At 57.6% G+C, this 17,519-nt stretch carries 17 protein-coding genes; 4 read left to right on the top strand and 13 right to left on the bottom strand.

Annotated elements, in window-relative coordinates:
- The first annotated feature begins 5 nt into the window (after positions 1–5).
- A complete protein-coding gene (locus B4M48_RS13170) occupies positions 6–194 on the top strand; it encodes a YpfN family protein (protein WP_039379517.1) in 189 nt (62 codons plus the stop codon).
- 97 nt (positions 195–291) lie between these two features.
- Here B4M48_RS13170 and ypfH read toward each other — a convergent pair whose 3' ends face one another.
- The 6 genes from ypfH to dapA all read right to left on the bottom strand — a co-directional run bounded on the left by ypfH (position 292) and on the right by dapA (position 6,819).
- On the bottom strand, positions 292–987 hold the full coding sequence (gene ypfH, locus B4M48_RS13175) for an esterase (RefSeq protein ID WP_071667914.1): 696 nt from the start codon (positions 985–987) through the stop codon (positions 292–294).
- A 73-nt stretch (positions 988–1,060) separates the two neighbouring features.
- Positions 1,061–3,031 carry a tRNA(Met) cytidine acetyltransferase TmcA gene (locus B4M48_RS13180; RefSeq protein WP_283341285.1) on the bottom strand — a complete coding sequence of 657 codons (1,971 nt, stop codon included), beginning with the start codon at positions 3,029–3,031 and terminating at the stop codon, positions 1,061–1,063.
- Positions 3,031–3,891: a KPN_02809 family neutral zinc metallopeptidase gene (gene ypfJ / locus B4M48_RS13185; protein WP_039379523.1), complete on the bottom strand. Its 861-nt coding sequence runs from the start codon at positions 3,889–3,891 to the stop codon at positions 3,031–3,033. Before ypfJ ends, B4M48_RS13180 begins: the two co-directional genes overlap by 1 nt.
- A 146-nt stretch (positions 3,892–4,037) precedes the next feature.
- Entirely contained in the window at positions 4,038–4,751 is a 714-nt protein-coding gene (gene purC, locus B4M48_RS13190; protein WP_039385608.1) for a phosphoribosylaminoimidazolesuccinocarboxamide synthase, read from the bottom strand.
- Positions 4,752–4,894: 143 nt separating this feature from the next.
- Positions 4,895–5,926 carry an outer membrane protein assembly factor BamC gene (bamC, locus tag B4M48_RS13195; RefSeq protein WP_071667912.1) on the bottom strand — a complete coding sequence of 344 codons (1,032 nt, stop codon included), beginning with the start codon at positions 5,924–5,926 and terminating at the stop codon, positions 4,895–4,897.
- 14 nt (positions 5,927–5,940) lie between these two features.
- Positions 5,941–6,819 (bottom strand): 4-hydroxy-tetrahydrodipicolinate synthase, encoded by an 879-nt coding sequence (gene dapA, locus B4M48_RS13200; RefSeq protein ID WP_071667911.1) that lies wholly within the window; start codon positions 6,817–6,819, stop codon positions 5,941–5,943.
- A gap of 143 nt (positions 6,820–6,962) precedes the next feature.
- Between dapA and B4M48_RS13205 the strand changes: the two genes are divergently transcribed.
- Together B4M48_RS13205 and bcp are read left to right on the top strand one after the other, a co-directional pair.
- Positions 6,963–7,529, top strand: a complete 567-nt coding sequence (locus B4M48_RS13205; RefSeq protein ID WP_283341283.1) for a glycine cleavage system transcriptional repressor — start codon at positions 6,963–6,965, stop codon at positions 7,527–7,529.
- A gap of 141 nt (positions 7,530–7,670) precedes the next feature.
- Entirely contained in the window at positions 7,671–8,138 is a 468-nt protein-coding gene (gene bcp / locus B4M48_RS13210) for a thioredoxin-dependent thiol peroxidase (protein ID WP_039379530.1), read from the top strand.
- A gap of 44 nt (positions 8,139–8,182) precedes the next feature.
- On the opposite strand, the gene B4M48_RS13215 is transcribed toward bcp, so the two are convergent.
- The 4 genes from B4M48_RS13215 to B4M48_RS13230 form a co-directional block, all read right to left on the bottom strand.
- Positions 8,183–9,253 (bottom strand): AI-2E family transporter, encoded by a 1,071-nt coding sequence (locus B4M48_RS13215; RefSeq protein WP_039379532.1) that lies wholly within the window; start codon positions 9,251–9,253, stop codon positions 8,183–8,185.
- A 60-nt stretch (positions 9,254–9,313) separates the two neighbouring features.
- The gene (locus B4M48_RS13220) at positions 9,314–10,906 is read right to left on the bottom strand and encodes a sensor domain-containing diguanylate cyclase (RefSeq protein WP_071667908.1); all 1,593 of its coding nucleotides are present in this window, start codon (positions 10,904–10,906) and stop codon (positions 9,314–9,316) included.
- A gap of 222 nt (positions 10,907–11,128) precedes the next feature.
- The gene (locus B4M48_RS13225; protein ID WP_039379537.1) at positions 11,129–11,737 is read right to left on the bottom strand and encodes a DsrE family protein; all 609 of its coding nucleotides are present in this window, start codon (positions 11,735–11,737) and stop codon (positions 11,129–11,131) included.
- Between the two features lie 24 nt (positions 11,738–11,761).
- Entirely contained in the window at positions 11,762–12,367 is a 606-nt protein-coding gene (locus B4M48_RS13230) for a DsrE family protein (protein ID WP_039379540.1), read from the bottom strand.
- Positions 12,368–13,009: 642 nt separating this feature from the next.
- Between B4M48_RS13230 and B4M48_RS13235 the strand changes: the two genes are divergently transcribed.
- A complete protein-coding gene (locus B4M48_RS13235) occupies positions 13,010–14,473 on the top strand; it encodes a tetratricopeptide repeat protein (RefSeq protein ID WP_039379543.1) in 1,464 nt (487 codons plus the stop codon).
- 2 nt (positions 14,474–14,475) lie between these two features.
- Here B4M48_RS13235 and hda read toward each other — a convergent pair whose 3' ends face one another.
- The 3 genes from hda to upp form a co-directional block, all read right to left on the bottom strand.
- Positions 14,476–15,177 (bottom strand): DnaA inactivator Hda, encoded by a 702-nt coding sequence (gene hda / locus B4M48_RS13240; protein WP_288656977.1) that lies wholly within the window; start codon positions 15,175–15,177, stop codon positions 14,476–14,478.
- Between the two features lie 93 nt (positions 15,178–15,270).
- Positions 15,271–16,554, bottom strand: a complete 1,284-nt coding sequence (gene uraA / locus B4M48_RS13245; RefSeq protein ID WP_071667906.1) for a uracil permease — start codon at positions 16,552–16,554, stop codon at positions 15,271–15,273.
- 249 nt (positions 16,555–16,803) lie between these two features.
- On the bottom strand, positions 16,804–17,430 hold the full coding sequence (gene upp, locus B4M48_RS13250; RefSeq protein WP_039379551.1) for a uracil phosphoribosyltransferase: 627 nt from the start codon (positions 17,428–17,430) through the stop codon (positions 16,804–16,806).
- Positions 17,431–17,519: the final 89 nt, after the last annotated feature.

The raw sequence follows: 17,519 nt of genomic DNA on the forward strand, positions 1-17,519 counted from the left end.
GGGGCATGGAGTGGTTAAAAGAGTACTGGTGGATCCTGGTGATTGTGCTGATGGTGGGCGTACTGATGAACGTCTATAAAGATCTCAAGCGCATCGATCATAAGAAATATATGGATAACCGGCCGGATTTACCTCCGCATCGTGATTTCAACGATAAGTGGGATGATGAAGATGACTGGCCAAAGAAAAAATAGGCCAGGGGCGCGTAAAAACATCAGGGGCGCATAAATGCGCCCCCTACGGGTTATTGTAGGGGGCGGATTGGTTGCAGGGGCGGCATTTATGCCGCCCCTACAGAAACATCACAACATCGTCGTCGTTTGGTTTGGCGCCGCTCAATGCTTCATCAAAATAGCGGCGCGGTATGGTATAGCGCAGATGATGCAGCGCCCGCGCCATGCTGCGTTCATCTATCGCATGCGGCAGATCGTTCACCACATCCAGCGTCACATCGCCGCCCAGCTCGGTCAGACGCTGGTTCGCCGCTTCAGCATGCTGTAGCGGTACCTGTTCGTCATCATCGCCGTGAATGAGATGAATGGTATTACGCCTGCTGGCGCGTTCCGGCAGCGTGGTATAGCGCCCGCTAAACGCCACCACCCGTCCCGCCAGCTCCGGCTGCGCTTTGACGCCCTCCAGAACCATGGTGCTGCCCTGCGAGAACCCGACCAGCGCCGTCGCTTCGGGCCGGACGCCAGCAGTACGCTGCCAGTGCCGGACAGACTCGATAAATAGCGGCATGACCGCATCGACACACTGCTGCGGCGAGCGATCCTGAGCGGGATAGTCCATAAACCACTGGCGGCCCTGCGGCACATTACCGGTATAAGGCGCACCTACTGACACCACCTGCGCGTCCGGAAACGCCTCAGCAAACCATGTGCCAATTTGTGCCATCGCATCAGGGTTATCATCAGCGCCATGGTAAAGCAAAAAAAGCTGAGCAGCCTGCACCGGCTGCTGAACAACAACATATCGTAAAGCCATACTGACCTCCTGTATTCACTATACGCCGCAGCCAGCAGAGTGATACCGGGAAAATTTGAACAAGAGCGCTGATTTATTGCAACAACGTCAGCCGCTGTTGCCAGGCCTGCGCTGCCTGCGGATCGAGCCGTTCAAGCGCCTCAGCCGTCTCCTGACGCAGCCGCTGTACCACCGCCCTGCGGCCGCTGAGACCGGCGCTGCTGCCCGCCTCGCTCAGCGTCTGTTTCTGAAGCAGTATGGCCTGCATTAACGGCTGTGGCTGTATGCGTACCAGCCGCTGCAGCACCGCATAGCTCGCCTCGAACGGGCGCTGTGCCCAGGCAAAACCTGCCAGCAGCACCACATCCTCTTCATTAATATCCTGCGACAGCCCCGCTTCCTCTGGCAGTGGCAAATCGATGAGATCGTTCAGCCAGACGGCATCGCGCGCCAGACGCTGCGCCGCCTGCATCTGCAGCAGTTTCCCGGCCGGCGTCAGTGCGCAGATGGCCATTGCGGCGTAGCAGCCGCTGCTCGCTTCACGCTGCGATCCGACCCGCACCAGCGTAAAGCCGCAGGCGTGCCAGAAGCGCCACAGCGCCGCCGTGTAACCAAAGCTCACCGAGAGAAAATCACAGCCGGCCGCCTGGTGACGCGCCTGTGAAACCAGCGCCCGGCCAATGCCCTGCTGACGGCGGGCGGCCGTCACCGCAATGCGGCTGATACGCAGAGAGCGCAGCGTCGCCGCCGCGCTGAAACCGGCGTGTGCCGCCAGTGACTGCGCGACCAGATTACCGCGCGGGCGACGCGTGCCGGCCCAGACAGCCTGCGCCAGTTCTGCATCCAGTCCGCCCTCTTCAACCAGCCACAGGGCACCGGCCACGCTCTCTGCTGCGCCAGCCAGCCAGAGCTGCATCCCCGGCGCGTCCAGCAGGCGGCGCAGGTCGAGCGGCGAAGTGCGATAGTGCGCGCTTGCCAGCAGACGATAGCCCGCCTCCAGCGCGGCGGGGTGCGCATCCGGCATCGCTCGGTATAACGTGATTTCTGATGCCGGCGCGGCGCGGTCCGCTTCTTCAAACAGCAGCGCGCGGTTGAGCCACTGCTCCAGTGGATCCTGTGCGCACCAGCGCAGGGGCTCATCCAGCGTGAAATAGTGAACGCCAGGCAGGGTGGCGCAGAAGCGCAGCAAAAAACCGCGTCCGGTGCCCTCGTACCCCTGCACGGTTGTGGTCAGCAGCACACGCGGAAAGCGTGCAACCAGCTGCTGCAGCAGCGGCGCCGGGATCGCGGCTGCCTCATCAACGATCAGCCATGCAGGCAGCGGATCGATCGGCTGCTGCAGGATCGCATCAGGGGCCATAAAGGAAAACTGCTCGCCGGCAAACTGCGCCAGCACCTCTGTTGACACCTTCGCCGGAGCGGTGACCAGCGCGTGCGTTGTATTACGTGCCAGCATGCCGGCCAGCGCCGACTTGCCGCGCCCGCGCGGTGCGGTAACCACCGCCACCCCGGAAGCGATCGCCTGCAGCTGAGCAAGAATAGCCGCCTGCTGCTGTGGCGCCTGGCATTGCCAGCGCGGCCAGAAACCTGCGGCCGGCTGACGTACCGGCAGATGCTGGCGCTGCAGCAGCACCTCGTCATCTTTCAGCATCAGCTGCTGCAGGCGATGTATAAAACGGGGCGTGGCGATGGGCTCTGCGACATCGGCCCAGCGCAGGCTGTCCGCATCGGCAGCTGTCGCCCAGCTCTCCCACGGCGGCGTCAGCAGCAGCAGCCAGCTGCCGGCGCGCAGCGTACCGGCCAGCGCGGCAAAAGCCTCAGCGTGAAAGCCGTGCCGCGCATCGAATAGCGCATGGGTAAATTCACGTCCCAGCAGCGTTCGCAGCGCTGTCGGGGCAACGTGCGGCGTCAGGTCGCAGGCGCTGCTGAGCGTGATCCAGTCACCCGGCAGCGCCTGCTGCCATAGACCGGCCTGCTCGCGCGCCCACTCTGCATCACCTGCTATAACCGCTAAGCGGCGGATGCCTGCCTGCTGCATCGCCGCCGTGATAACCGCACAGGACATCAGTTAGTGGCGAAGGTGTTGCACTGGCCCGGATCGCCGCCGTCATAACCACGTTTAAACCAGGTATAGCGCTGTTCAGATGTGCCGTGCGTAAAGCTGTCCGGCACTACGCGCCCCTGGCTCTGCTGCTGCAGGCGGTCGTCACCAATCGCTTCGGCCGCGTTAAGCGCTTCCTGCAGATCGCCCACTTCCAGAATGTTCTGCTGCTGCATATAGTGGCCCCAGACGCCGGCAAAGCAGTCCGCCTGCAGCTCCATTTTCACCGACAGCTGATTCACCTGTTTCTCACTGGCGCCCTGCTGCATTTCACGTACTTTCGGCTCAATACCCAGCAGCTTCTGCACATGGTGACCCACCTCATGCGCAATGACGTAGCCCTGCGCAAAGTCGCCGCCTGCGCCGAGTTTGGTTTTCATCTCATCATAGAAAGAGAGGTCGATATAGACGCTCTGGTCAGCCGGACAGTAAAACGGCCCCATCGCCGCCTGGCCGGTTCCGCAGTGGGTGCGCGTCACGCCGCGATACATCACCAGTTTTGGTGGCACATACTGTTTGTTCATCTGCTTAAACAGCTTGTCCCAGGTATCTTCGGTTGTCGCGAGGATCACCGAGGTAAATTTCGCCGCCTCGTTATCCTGCGCGGAGTCCACCTGGCGCTGCTGCACCGGTGCGCTGCCACCGCCGCCCAGCAGTCCGGTAAGGTCATAGCCGTAATATCCGGCCACCGCCACAACGACCAGCAGGATAATGCCGCCTTTCCCGCGCGGAAGCCGGATCTGTCGCCCGCCACCGCCAAAACCTGATGATTCGCCGCGACGATCTTCCACATTGTCGCTTTCACGACGCCCTTGCCAGCGCATGGCCTGCTCCTGTTTATTTATCTTCAGATAGGCATGATTTTAGATGGCGCCAGGCATAATCACCAGCGTTGCAGGCAGGCAGATGACGGATATAAAAAAGGGCCGTCTGCAGAGACGACCCGATAGCACCTGCCGCATAATGCGGTTTAGTCGAGTTTGACTCCGAGGCGGTGTGCTACAGCTTCATACGCTTCCACGACGCCGCCGAGGCTCTGACGGAAACGGTCTTTATCCATTTTGTCCATGGTCTCTTTGTCCCACAAACGCGCGCCATCGGGTGAGAACTCGTCGCCCAGCGTGACTTCGCCGTTAAACAGACCAAACTCCAGCTTGAAATCGACCAGGATAAGACCGGCATCATCAAACAGTTTGCTCAGCACCTCGTTGGCTTTATACGTCAGCTCCTGCATACGCGCCAGGTTCGCTTTACTGACCCAGCCAAAGGTTTCGCAGTAAGACTCGTTGACCATGGGATCATGTTTGGCGTCATCTTTCAGGAAGAGATCAAACAGCGGCGGACTGAGCAGCATGCCCTCTTCCACCCCAAGGCGTTTGACCAGCGATCCGGCCGCGCGGTTGCGGATCACGCACTCTACCGGCACCATCTCCAGCTTTTTCACCAGCGCTTCGTTATCAGACAGCAGCGCTTCCATCTGAGTAGGAATGCCCGCTTCCTGCAGTCTGGTCATAATAAAGTGGTTAAACTTGTTGTTTACCATGCCTTTACGATCAAACTGTTCGATTCGTGCCCCGTCTCCTGCTGATGTATCGTTGCGGAACTCAAGTACCAGCAAATCCGGATTGTCGGTACTGTATACGGTTTTCGCTTTACCGCGATACAACTCAGCTCGCTTTTGCATCTTGTTAACTCCAGACATGAAATAACCCGTGTTCAGCGGTGTTCCACCGCGCGACGACTGCGTGACGCAATCGTTTACCTCGCCGGGCGCCATTATGCCAAAATCAAAACAAAAAGGCCGGAGAATCTCCGGCCTTTACACAATTATTTATTCAGTGCGCCCTGCATGACGGCCACCAGCGCATCGTTCTGCGCCTGGGTCAGCACGTGACCCTTAGGATCGATAAACTGCAGACTACTGCGGTTATCAAGGTCGCCTACCTGCAGCTTATAGTCACCGTTCGGCAGCTCCGGATCTTTGGCGCCAATCGCGTCAAACGCGCTGCTGCCCGGCTGCTTATAGGTCACTTTCAGACTGCCCTGCGAACGGTTGTCATCCGTCACTTCCATGCCAGCACGCTGCAGCGCCGCCGGCAGTCGCTGCCAGGTGACGTTAAACGGCGAGCGCAGGATCAGCAGCGGCAGGCCGGTTTCATCTGCACCGCTCTGGACGTCGATCTGTCCGGTCGCACGTCCGGCGGCAGCATCCTGACTGGCAGTATCGATCTTATCCAGACCGGTACTGAGATCGTTGAGCATCTGGCCGGTATAGCGCTGAACCTGTGCCGGTGACGTCACCGTCTCACCCTGCTGCTGCAGCTCAAGCAGACGCACCGTCAGGACCTGCTGATACCCCTGATTCTGCACGCTGATCTGATAGCGGCCGCGATACTGATTATCTTCATCTGCGCGGTTCCACTGCACCCAGTCGGTGGTGAGCTGCTGCCCGGCATCGTTACGCTGGGCAATCGGGAACTTGTAGGATTGCACCACGTTGACCACCTGTGACCAGATAGAACCGCGACTGCTTTCCAGCGCCAGTACGCCGGTATTACCGGTGAACTGCGCGCGAGTACCGTTCATCAGCGCCAGCGGCTGCGCCGGCGGACGAATATCGAGTGCTTTACCCAGCGCGCCATTAGCTACGCGATGCGGAACCTCATAGTCGCCGTTCTGTATCGGCAGTATTGCCCCTGCCGGCGCGTTCAGATCGCGCAGTTCAGGCGTCTGAAGATAGGACTCATCGCCGCTTACCTGGCGCTTGTAACGCTGATCGCTGGAACAGGCTGTCAGCAGCATCAGAGTGGAGAGACCTGCTACCGTTACCAGCGTCGAGCGCTTAACTGAAAAACTCATTGATTCTCCCTAAATTAACGCAGACCCGCTTTGATAAGTGCCTGCGCCGTTTTTTCCTGGCCCGCGCTGGTCAGCGGCGTCATTGGCAGGCGCAGCGTGTCATCCGCGATCAATCCCAGCTGTTTTGCGGCCCATTTTACCGGAATAGGATTGGGCTCACAGAAAAGCGTCTGGTGCAGATGCATCAGACGCTGATTCAGGTGACGCGCTTCGGCAAATTTGCCTTCCTGCGCCAGCGCACAGAGTTCAGCCATTTCACGCGCCGCAATGTTAGCGGTGACAGAAATGACGCCTTTGCCGCCCAGCTGCATGGAATCCAGCGCAGTGGCATCATCGCCGCTGACAATAATGAACTCGTCACCAACCAGCTGTTGGATCTGTGAAACCCGCGATAAGTTCCCGGTCGCTTCTTTAATACCGATAATATTTTTAATTTCAGCCAGGCGCGCCACGGTCTCCGGCAGCATATCGCAGCCGGTACGCGACGGAACGTTATAGAGCATCTGCGGCAGATCGGTGCTTTCCGCAATCGCTTTGAAGTGCTGGTAAAGCCCTTCCTGAGTCGGACGATTGTAATAAGGCGTCACGGTCAGGCAGCCGACCACGCCGGTGCCGGTAAAGCGTTTTGTCAGAGAGATCCCTTCGGCAGTGGCGTTAGCGCCTGTTCCGGCGATAACCGGAATACGGCCATCGGCCAGCTCCAGGGTTTGCATCACCACGTCACCATGCTCTTCATGGCTGAGCGTTGCAGATTCGCCGGTGGTGCCAACAGAAACGATCGCTGCGGTTCCGCTGGCGACATGATAATCAATCAGTTTTTTCAGACTCGGGCGGCAAACCTGGCCCTGGTCATTCATAGGCGTAATGAGTGCAACAATACTTCCGGTGAACATGGGCTATCCCCTCGACAAACAAGTGCCTCATGTTACGTTTTACCTTCAAAGAAAAGCAAGCGAGCCAGCCCATTCCCGCGCTTGTCAGCAGTTTTTTTTATGTTTACCTTATAGTTATTAGCGAACGTACAGGAAAACTCATTTTGTCGCAGCCACAGCCGCATCATCTGGTCATCACTGCTCTTGGCGTCGATCGTCCGGGTATCGTTAACGCCATTACCCGCCACGTCAGCAGTTGCGGCTGCAATATAGAAGATAGCCGTCTGGCGATGCTCGGCGATGAGTTCACCTTTATTATGCTGCTTTCCGGCAGCTGGAACGCCATTACGCTGATTGAATCCACGCTGCCCATGAAAGGCGCTGAGCTGGAGCTGCTGATCGTAATGAAGCGCACGAACGCGCGCGCGACGCCACCGATGCCGGTGACGGTCCGGATTCAGGTAGAAGTGCCGGATTCGCCACGCATCATTGAGCGCTTTACCGATCTGCTCGATAAACATCAGCTGAATATCGCTGAGCTGGTGTCGCGTATTAACCCGGCTCAGGACAATGAACAGCCGGTACTCTATATTCAGATGACAGCACACAGTCCGGCAAACCGGGTAAGCGCATCGATAGAGCAGGCGTTTAATCAGCTGTGTGAAGAACTGCATGCACAAGGCTCAATTCGCCTCTATAGTGTCACCGACGACAGCAGCAATGTCCTGTAATCAGGCTCCGGGTTATTTCGCCACACACTCTGTTGCAGCAGCATAACGTGTTGTGAAATAACCCTGAGGTAAACGTCCGGCCAGCCAGCAGGCACTGCCGGGTGTCATACCCGCAGCATGAACAAAAAACGGAGAGTTGTGATGAATCCACTGAAAGCCGGTGATACCGCACCGAAATTTAGCTTGCCCGATCAGGATGGCGAACAAGTAAATTTGGCCGACTTCCAGGGACAGCGTGTTCTGGTCTATTTCTACCCGAAAGCGATGACGCCAGGCTGTACTACTCAGGCCTGCGGCCTGCGTGACAACATGGACGAGCTGAAAAAAGCGGGCGTAGAGGTACTGGGTATCAGCACCGACAAGCCGGAAAAACTGTCCCGTTTTGTTGAGAAAGAGCTGCTGAATTTCACGCTGCTTTCTGATGAAGATCACCGGGTGTGCGAGCAGTTTGGCGTCTGGGGTGAGAAGTCATTTATGGGCAAAAGCTACGACGGCATCCACCGCATCAGTTTCCTGATTGGTCAGGATGGTAAAGTGGAAAAGGTGTTCGACAGCTTTAAAACCGCAGACCATCACGATATCGTGCTTGATTACGTGAAGTCTGCCTGATCAAAAGCGGTGCGCCTTTGCTGCGCACCGCTTCCCGCTATTTCTTACTCTGCGATCTGCCGTTCCGGCGTGGTTTCCGGCCAGGCGCGTACAACCGCTTTTACCAGCGTGGCCAGCGGAATAGCAAAAAATACGCCCCAAAAGCCCCACAGTCCGCCAAAAATGACCACGGAGAGAATAATCACCAGCGGATGCAGATTTACCGCTTCTGAAAACAGCACCGGCACCAGTACGTTGCCATCCAGCGCCTGGATCACCAGATACACCACCATCAGCGTCCAGAAATCGCTGCTAAGCCCCCACTGAAACAGCCCGACGCCAATGACTGGCAGCGTAACGGCCAGCGCGCCCACGTAAGGGATCAGCACCGAAACGCCCACCAGCACCGCCAGCAGCAGCGCGTAATTGAGCCCCAGCACTAAAAAGGCGATCCAGCTGACGACGCCTGTCACCACCATCTCCAGCACTTTGCCGCGAATATAGTTGGTGATTTGCTGATTCATCTCTTTCCATACCGTGCCCGCAAGCCCGCGATTACGCGGCAGCACGCGCCGCACCGCATTCAGCATCTGCTCTTTATCTTTCAGCAGGAAAAACACCATCAGCGGGACCAGCACCAGATAGATCATCAGCGTCATCAGACCGACCAGCGAGGCCAGCGAATAGCGCACCAGGGATTCACCCAGGCCGGTCAGGCGGCTGCGCAGATTTTCTACGATGATATCGATAATGCCTGCATCCACCAGCGCCGGAAAACGCTGTGGCAGCGCAGCCGCTGAGATATAGAGTTTATTGAGCATGTTGGGCAGGTCGCGCGTCAGGTTAATGCCCTGCTGCCAGGCAACCGGCGCCACTATCAGTACCATAACCAGCAGAATGCCGGCGAAGAGTATTAACACGATGCTGGTTGCCCAGCTGCGGCTGCAGCCGATACGCTGCAGCCGCACTACGGGCCACTCCAGCAGATAAGCCAGCACCAGCGCCACCAGCAGCGGCGCCAGCAGCCCGCTAAAGAAAAACAGAATGCAGAACGCCGCCAGCAGGATCGCCAGCAGGCCAATCGCCTGCGGATCGCTGAAGCGACGCTTGTACCAATGAAACAACAGAGACAACATCAACCTTATCCTTTTACTGCCCCGGCACGGCACGCTGCCGCCCGCTTATCGATCCGCATATCAGCGTATAATGCTGCTGACCAGTGCGTTATGGCCGGCAATCATCACACAGTTTCGTCCGGCGTGCTTGGCCTGATAGAGCGCCGCATCCGCCTGCCGGAGACTCTCCTCCTGCGTGCCCTGCTGCGGCTGCCAGCAGGCGATGCCCACCGAGAGCGTGATATGGCCGGGCGGATCGATCCAGCTCTCCGCAATGCTGACGCGCACCCGCTCGGCGATAACCCGCGCCTCTTCGACCGTGGTAGCCGGCAGCAGCATCAGAAACTCTTCGCCGCCGTTACGGCAGACTACATCCGTCTGACGGGCGTTGCTGCGCAGCGTCTGCGCGACCTGCTTAATGACGTTATCACCCGCGCCGTGGCCAAAATTATCATTTACCCGTTTAAAGTGGTCGATATCCAGCGCCAGCACGGCAAATGGCTGCTGCATCGCCTCAAAATAGTCGAGCACGGCGTGCAATCCTCGCCGGTTGAGCAGCTGCGTCAGAGGATCGCTTTGTACTTCTGAGTTAAGCCGGCCGATTTTATCCTGTACCAGTCCGATACCGGTCAGCAGCGCCCGCTTTACCTGCGCCGCCTCAAAGTACCACGCACGGATGCCGCCGATCTCTGCCGACACCCCCTGCGTATCCATCTGGCTGGCTTTCCGCGACAGCTGCCAGAGCGGCAGCGCGATCAGCCGCGCCAGCACGATCGCTACCAGCAGCGTCAGCAGCGCAAACGGCACCGAGTTTTTCAGCACGTTCAGCAGCAGACCGGAAAGCGGCGCCAGCGTGAGTGCCGCAGGCTTAAGTGCCACGACCATCCAGCCGGTACCGGGCACCACAGCGTAGCCAATCAGCTTATTGCTGCTGTTCTCTGTGATCTGCGCGGTACCGCTGCTGCGCTCCGCCCGCTCGCGTTCGCTGATAATCGCCGGCACGCTTTTACCCACCAGCTGGCTGTTCTGGTGATAAAGCACCTGATTATTGCGATCCAGAACAAAGACCTGCGTCCCGTCGCGATAATATTGCTCGCCCAGCAGCGCATTCAGGATGCTTTTTTTCTTCAGATAGAGCGTGCCGCCCACGTACCCCAGATAGCGCCCTTCGCTGTTCCAGATCGGCCATGAAACAAACACGATCAGGTTGTTTGCGGCTGAAATCACTGCCCGGCTGACCAGCGGCTGCCGCTGCGACAGCGCTTCCCGTGACGCCTGACTGGTGAGCTGCATGCCTTTCAGCGTCAGGGATTCCGGTGAAATCGCTTTAACGATGCCATTACTGTCCACCACCGCAACGGAGTTAAAACTGCTGGTCTGCTCGCGCAGGCGATTCACTTCCTGCTGCGCAAGTGCTTCATCATCAAACGCCTGACCCAGCAGATTAGCGCTGAAGTGCAGCTGCGACTGTGCCTGCTGAAAGAAAAGTTCCGTGGTGGTCGCCAGCTTGGTCGCATAGGCGCGGTTGGCCTCCAGCGTGGTTTCAATCAGCACCATACGCTGCACGCGCCAGGTCGCATAAAGCGTGTTCGCCAGCGTGATGACAATACTGATTATTGCCAGCAGCGCGATCAGCGTTCGCAGGTCAGTTTTGGGCCGGATTCGCGTCAGCATAACGCCGCCGCGCGGATAGGTTGCTTCATAGATTTACGTGCCTGACGCTGTGGTGATTGAGGGGGTCACTTGTTGTTATGAAAGAGAGACAAGTGTACACCGCTCAGGTCGTTTCAGCACGGATCATCCTGCTGCTCTGGCAACAGAACTCTGTTTTACGCTGGATCGGTTTGCGGAGGGAGGCAGAGAAGTGACAGCGGCCTGCACCGCTGTCAGCGCATGTTACAGCATCAAAAAGGCGTATCCTTCATTCTGCAGCGTGGCGACCGTCGTGCCGCTGGAGAGCGTATGGGTCACGCGGGTATCGATCCAGTCACGCTGCAGCTGGTGAAACGCCACGGACTGGTCGCAGATAGTGACTTTAACGCCCGCTTTTTTCAGCTCATCGATCAGTTTCAGGTTCGGGTTATCAAAACCGTACGCCTTATGAAACTGCTCGTTGTTCAGCGCAGCCGGTACGGCATCGCTGTTGATAGAGACCACAAAGTTTAACTGATTAAGCGGCACGCCCGCAGCATAATAGAGGTTGGTCACGCGCGCCACGCGCTCAAGGCCCAGGTTAGCCTGGTGGATATCGCCTTCGCTGCGGTTGATCTGAAACACAATTTTATTGCTCAGCCCCGGCGTCATTGCCGGGTTGTAGTCAGGCGTGTTCACGAAGTGAATTTTGCCATAGCCGGCGATTGCCGGCGTGCTCCAGAAGTCAGCAGGCTCCGCTTTTTTATCGGCGAATTTACCGCTGACCTTATCCACCAGCTCAGGAAGCTGTAACACATTGCCGCCGACAAAGCCTGCCAGCGCGGCGATAACAATATAAGACGCTACACGCATTCTGTTTCTCCTTAACCGAAACGATTACATCTGCAAAAGGGCATAGCCCTGATTTTCCAGCGTGGAGACCGTAGTCGGGCTGGAGAGCGCATGGATCACTGAACGATCGATCCAGGCACTGGGATAGTGGTGAAAGGCAACAGACTGATCGCATACGGACACTTTTACGCCCAGCTTATTCAGCGCATTGATCAGCGGCAGATTAGGGTTATCGACACCATAAAACTGTCTGAAGTGGCTGTCATCCAGCGTGGCAGGCGTCGCATCGCCGGTCATGGAGACAACAAATTCCAGCTGATCAACAGGAACGCCGGAGGCAACGTAGAGGTTAACCACGCGCGCAACCCGCTCCAGCCCGAGGTTAGGACGTTTGATGTCACCCTCATTTTTGGTGAGCTGGAAAACCACCTTATTGCTCAGGCCGGCCACCGGCTTAAATGCGGCATCCGCTTCGTAATGAATTTTGCCATAGCCTTCAATGGCGGGCGTGCTCCAGAATCCTTCGGGATCGGCAGGCTCAGCGGTAAAATGTTTCGCTACACGCTGGTAAAGGTCGTCTCCTTTAATTATTCCTGCTCCGACCACGCCTCCCAGAACAGCAATCAGGGCATAGCTTACTGCTGAACGCATACATACTCTCCGGCATACACGGCACGTGTATTAACAGTCCATAGGGAAAAAAGTGCCTTATCTATACCACAGCGTATGCGGAACGGCGTGGCTGAGCGGCGCGGTGTAACCACGCTTTAGTTGCGCGCAGCATAATTAGCGGTGCTGATTAAACAGGGAATTCGATGGTCAGCGCGCCAGCGCTGCAGAATAAGATGGCCGGGAAATCGGTTTACTTATGCTTACTGGCCGGGTTGACGAACGGCTCAATCCTGACCATCGATTTCTGTTAAGGTCCGTTTTTATTCAACGCTGATGATAAAAAAAGCTGATGGAACAGAGTGATAGTTAAGGCCGGGCCAGCTCTGTTTTTCAGAGAATACCTGGAAAAATCCATGCCAGATTCAATATTTTTGAGCAACTTTACGTAACTTTGAATTTATCGCAGCATAACCTTATGCCTGTCGCTGCATTACTGTTCAGTTTTTTGCGGCAAATCAGCGACTCATCGCTCTCCACGCTCTGTTTTGCGCTTCTGCGACCGCTCTCTTTGCAACCCGGCGCCCTGCGGTTAAGATAACGACAGAGCAGAAAACCCGATTCACATCGAACATTTACCCTCTCTTCTGTCCGGCGACAGATGAGCATCATCAGGATCGAGGCATGTTAAACCGACTGCGTATCTCCGTACTGGCCACCCTCATTCCTGCGCTGCTGCTGACGCCCGCCTTCAGCGCACGCGCCGACCTCAGTGATAATCTGCCCGACATCGGCACGACGGCGGGTTCCACGCTATCGATTAATCAGGAACTGCAGATGGGCGATTTTTACGTGCGCCAGCTGCGGGCCAGCGCGCCACTGATTCAGGATCCGCTGCTGAACCAGTACATTAATGAGCTGGGGCAGCGTCTGGTCGCGCACGCCGGTTCAGTGCGCACGCCGTTTCACTTTTTCCTGATCCAGAATGACGAGCTCAACGCCTTTGCCTTTTTTGGCGGCAACGTGGTGCTGCACGCTTCACTGTTCCGCTATACCGATAATGAGAGCCAGCTCGCCTCGGTGATGGCGCATGAGATTTCACACGTGACGCAGCGCCATCTGGCGCGCGCCATGGAGGAGCAGAAACGCAGCGCGCCGCTGACCTGGGTTGGCGCGCTGGGTTCTATTCTGCTGGCGATGGCAAATCCGCAGGCGGGAATGGCGGCGCTGACCGGTACGCTGGCGGGCACCCGGCAGGGCATTATCAGCTTTACGCAGGGTAATGAGCAGGAGGCGGATCGCATCGGTATTCAGGTGCTGCAGCGTGCCGGTTTTGATCCGCAGGCGATGCCCGCTTTCCTGGAAAAGCTTGCCGACCAGACGCGCTTCTCCTCCCGCCCGCCGGAAATTTTGCTGACGCACCCGCTGCCTGACAGCCGTCTCTCTGACGCGCGCAACCGCGCAAACCAGATGCGTCCGGTGGTGGTACAGTCGTCGCAGGATTTCTATATGGCGAAGGTGCGTGTGCTTGGCATGTATCCTACCGGCCGCAATCAGCTCACCGACGATCTGCTGAATGAGTATGCGAAAGGCAATCTGCGTGAACAGCAGGCCGCGCAGTATGGCAAAGCGGTGCAGTTTCTGCAGGCCAAAGATTTTGCGAATGCTAAACGTACGCTGGCGCCGCTGCTGGCGAAACAGCCGGACAACGTCTGGTTTCTTGATTTGATGACCGATATCGATTTGGGGCTCAACCAGCCGCAGCAGGCGATCGCCATGCTGAGCAGCGCCCGCGGCGGCGGCACTAATCCGGTGCTGCAGCTCAACCTGGCTAACGCTTATGTGGAAGCGAAACAGCCCGCCAGCGCCAGCCGCATTCTTAACCGCTATACCTTTGCCCATCCGGACGATCTTAACGCCTGGGATCTGCTGGCGCAGGCGTCGGCGGCGCAGGGATTACGCGATGAAGAGCTGTCAGCGCGGGCGGAGAGCCTGGCGCTCAGCGGCCAGCTCGATCAGGCCATTACCGCGCTGGGCAGCGCCAGCGCACAGGTGCCGCTTGGCAGCCTGAAGCAGGCGCGTTATGACGCGCGTATCGATCAACTGCGTGAGCTGCAGCGGCGTTTCCGGCAGTATCAGAAAGGATAACGTCAGAGTCCGAGCGTCTCTTTAACAAACGGGATCGTCAGTTTGCGCTGGGCACTGATAGAGGCGCGATCGAGACGATCCAGCGTTTCAAACAGCGTGCGCATTTCACGATCGAGACGCTTCAGCAGAAAACGCCCGACATCTTCCGGCAGTTCAAAACCGCGCAGCCCGGCACGCAGCTGCAGCGCCTGTAATTTATCCTCATCTGAGAGCGGCTGCAGACGATAGATTTGTCCCCAGTCGAGACGGGAGGCCAGATCGGGCAGGCCAAGACTGAGCTGGCGCGGCGGCCGATCGCCGGTGATCAGCAGGCGGGTTTTACCGGTTTCAAGAATGCGGTTATAGAGGTCAAATATCGCCATCTCCCACTCCGCTTCCCCGGCAATACACTCAATATTGTCGATGCAGACCAGCGCCAGATTCTCCATGCCTTCCAGCACCTCCGGCACAAACCAGGTCCGCTTATCCAGCGGCACATAGCCTACCGCTTCATCGCGGGCAGACATTTCAGCGCACGCCGCGTGCAGCAGGTGACTGCGTCCACCACCTTTGCGCGACCAGAAGTAGAGATAGCTGCCGTGTTGCTGCGCCAGTGCGCCGCGCAGTGCAGCAAGCAGCGACGGATTGTCCCCTGGCCAGAAGCTGGCAAAGGTTTCATCATCAGGTAAGTAGAGTGGCAGTGAGAGCTGTGCCGGCGTGTTCAGAAGTACCTCAGCAAGTGAGCGGGCAGAAAACGGCGCAAGTTTATCACGATCCTCTGCAGAGATGAACCAGGCGTCCCTGCCGGGCGGCTGCGCTTAGCGATCCTGATGCTCCTGCGCCTCCAGCACCACCTCTTCCGGACGTAAAATATTGATAACGCGGAAAATCAGCGCCAGCGCAACGCCGACCAGCGTGGCCAGCGCCATGCCTTTCAGCTCTGCCGCACCGATATGGACTTTGGCACCGCTCACGCCGATGATCAGGATCACCGAGGTCAGGATCAGGTTCTGCGCTTTGTTGTAGTCCACTTTTGATTCAATCAGCACGCGAATACCGGAGGCGCCGATCACGCCATACAGCAGCAGCGATACGCCGCCCATCACCGGCACCGGGATCGCCTGAATCGCTGCCGCCAGCTTGCCCACGCAGGAGAGCAGAATGGCAAAAATCGCCGCCCCGCCAATAACCCAGGTGCTGTAAACGCGGGTGATCGCCATCACACCGATGTTTTCGCCATAGGTGGTATTGGGCGTTGATCCAAAAAAGCCGGAGAACATGGTCGAGAGGCCGTTGGCGAACATAGAGCGGTGCAGCCCCGGATCGCGGATCAGATCTTTTTTCACAATATTTGCCGTCACGACCAGATGCCCGACGTGTTCGGCAATCACCACCAGCGCGGCAGGCAGAATGGTCAGCATAGCCGCCCACTCAAAGCGCGGCGTGTAGAAGGTTGGCAGCGCAAACCAGGGCGCGTTTTCCACGCTGCGCCAGTCAACAATGCCCAGCATTGAGGAGAGCGCATAGCCCACCAGCACACCAATCAGAATCGGGATGATGGCAAGAAAACCGCGAAACAGCACGGAGCCGAACACCGTAACCGCCAGCGTCACCATGGAGATCAGTACGGTGGTGCTGTCCGGTGCCGTACCTTCCGCCGGTAGCAGGCCCGCCATATTGGCCGCCACGCCTGCCAGCTCCAGCCCGATCACGGCGACAATAGCGCCCATCGCGGCGGGTGGAAACATCACGTCCAGCCAGCCGGTGCCCGCTTTTTTCACAATCAGCGCCACAATGCAGAACAGCAGACCGCAGAGGATAAAGCCGCCCAGCGCCACTTCGTAACCCAGCGGCAGCAGCAGCAGTACCGGTGAAATAAAGGCGAAGCTGGAGCCGAGATAGGCAGGAATTTTACCTTTGCAGATAAACAGATAGAGCAGCGTACCAGCGCCGTTGAACAGCAGCACGGTCGCCGGGTTAATATGAAACAGGATCGGCACCAGCACCGTGGCACCAAACATCGCAAACAGATGCTGCAGGCTGAGTGGAATGGTTTGCAGCAGCGGCGGGCGTTCGCTCACCCCAATGGCACGTCTCGTCATCGTATCCCCTTCCCTTCCTGTATGACAGGCGGTTAATTACTGTTTTTTTTGTTAAAAAAAAGCCGACTCTCTGGTCGGCTGCTCAAATACTATTTCTTAAAAATGCTAATGCATATTCTGCCTGCAGCTGCAGGCCGGGCGTTGCCGGCGGCATTGGGCTCACGGCCAGCGCGGAGCGTACCGGCGCAGGCAGCGGTTTCGGGCACTGCCCGAAGGCAACGCGACCAGCAACATAGCCCGGAGTAAACATTATTTCGTTCCGAAGATCTTATCGCCGGCATCGCCGAGACCTGGAATGATATAGCCTTTCTCATTCAGCCCCTGATCGACTGACGCGGTATACAGCTCAACGTCCGGATGCGCTTTCTCCAGCGCGGCAATACCTTCCGGGGCCGCTACCAGTACCAGCACCTTGATGCTACTGCAGCCCGCTTTTTTCAGCAGGTCGATGGTGGCAATCATTGAGCCACCGGTCGCCAGCATCGGATCGACGACCAGCGCCATGCGCTCTTCGATGTTAGAGACCAGCTTCTGGAAATAGGGCACCGGCTCCAGCGTCTCTTCATCGCGGTAGACACCCACCACGCTGATACGCGCGCTCGGCACGTGCTCCAGTACCCCTTCCATCATGCCAAGACCGGCACGCAGAATAGGAACGACGGTAATTTTTTTACCTTTGATTTGATCAACATCAACCGGGCCGTTCCAGCCTTCAATCGTTACGCGTTCGGTTTCAAGATCGGCGGTGGCTTCATAGGTCAGCAGGCTGCCCACTTCCGAGGCCAGCTCGCGAAAGCGTTTGGTGCTGATATCATGCTCACGCATCAGGCCCAGTTTGTGTTTAACCAGCGGGTGTCTGACTTCCACGATTTTCATGATTATTCTCCCGGAATTGAGTTGAGCTAAAAAAAAATCGCCGGATTATACCGCCTTTTTGCTTTTGCGCCACAGCGGATTGCGCAGGG

It is taken from the genome of Pantoea sp. UBA6567, from assembly GCF_002434165.1.
Classification (GTDB): Bacteria; Pseudomonadota; Gammaproteobacteria; order Enterobacterales; family Enterobacteriaceae; genus Pantoea; species Pantoea eucrina.

What these genes read in the sequence shown, in the direction of transcription:
- uraA (WP_071667906.1), bottom strand. Translation starts at nt 16,554, where the DNA reads ATGACGAGACGTGCCATTGGGGTGAGCGAACGCCCGCCGCTGCTGCAA.
- B4M48_RS13230 (WP_039379540.1), bottom strand. Translation starts at nt 12,367, where the DNA reads ATGCGTTCAGCAGTAAGCTATGCCCTGATTGCTGTTCTGGGAGGCGTG.
- dapA (WP_071667911.1), bottom strand. Translation starts at nt 6,819, where the DNA reads ATGTTCACCGGAAGTATTGTTGCACTCATTACGCCTATGAATGACCAG.
- B4M48_RS13235 (WP_039379543.1), top strand. Translation starts at nt 13,010, where the DNA reads ATGTTAAACCGACTGCGTATCTCCGTACTGGCCACCCTCATTCCTGCG.
- purC (WP_039385608.1), bottom strand. Translation starts at nt 4,751, where the DNA reads ATGCAAAAGCGAGCTGAGTTGTATCGCGGTAAAGCGAAAACCGTATAC.
- B4M48_RS13225 (WP_039379537.1), bottom strand. Translation starts at nt 11,737, where the DNA reads ATGCGTGTAGCGTCTTATATTGTTATCGCCGCGCTGGCAGGCTTTGTC.
- ypfH (WP_071667914.1), bottom strand. Translation starts at nt 987, where the DNA reads ATGGCTTTACGATATGTTGTTGTTCAGCAGCCGGTGCAGGCTGCTCAG.
- bamC (WP_071667912.1), bottom strand. Translation starts at nt 5,926, where the DNA reads ATGAGTTTTTCAGTTAAGCGCTCGACGCTGGTAACGGTAGCAGGTCTC.
- B4M48_RS13220 (WP_071667908.1), bottom strand. Translation starts at nt 10,906, where the DNA reads ATGCTGACGCGAATCCGGCCCAAAACTGACCTGCGAACGCTGATCGCG.
- bcp (WP_039379530.1), top strand. Translation starts at nt 7,671, where the DNA reads ATGAATCCACTGAAAGCCGGTGATACCGCACCGAAATTTAGCTTGCCC.
- B4M48_RS13170 (WP_039379517.1), top strand. Translation starts at nt 6, where the DNA reads ATGGAGTGGTTAAAAGAGTACTGGTGGATCCTGGTGATTGTGCTGATG.
- upp (WP_039379551.1), bottom strand. Translation starts at nt 17,430, where the DNA reads ATGAAAATCGTGGAAGTCAGACACCCGCTGGTTAAACACAAACTGGGC.
- B4M48_RS13215 (WP_039379532.1), bottom strand. Translation starts at nt 9,253, where the DNA reads ATGTTGTCTCTGTTGTTTCATTGGTACAAGCGTCGCTTCAGCGATCCG.
- B4M48_RS13180 (WP_283341285.1), bottom strand. Translation starts at nt 3,031, where the DNA reads ATGTCCTGTGCGGTTATCACGGCGGCGATGCAGCAGGCAGGCATCCGC.
- ypfJ (WP_039379523.1), bottom strand. Translation starts at nt 3,891, where the DNA reads ATGCGCTGGCAAGGGCGTCGTGAAAGCGACAATGTGGAAGATCGTCGC.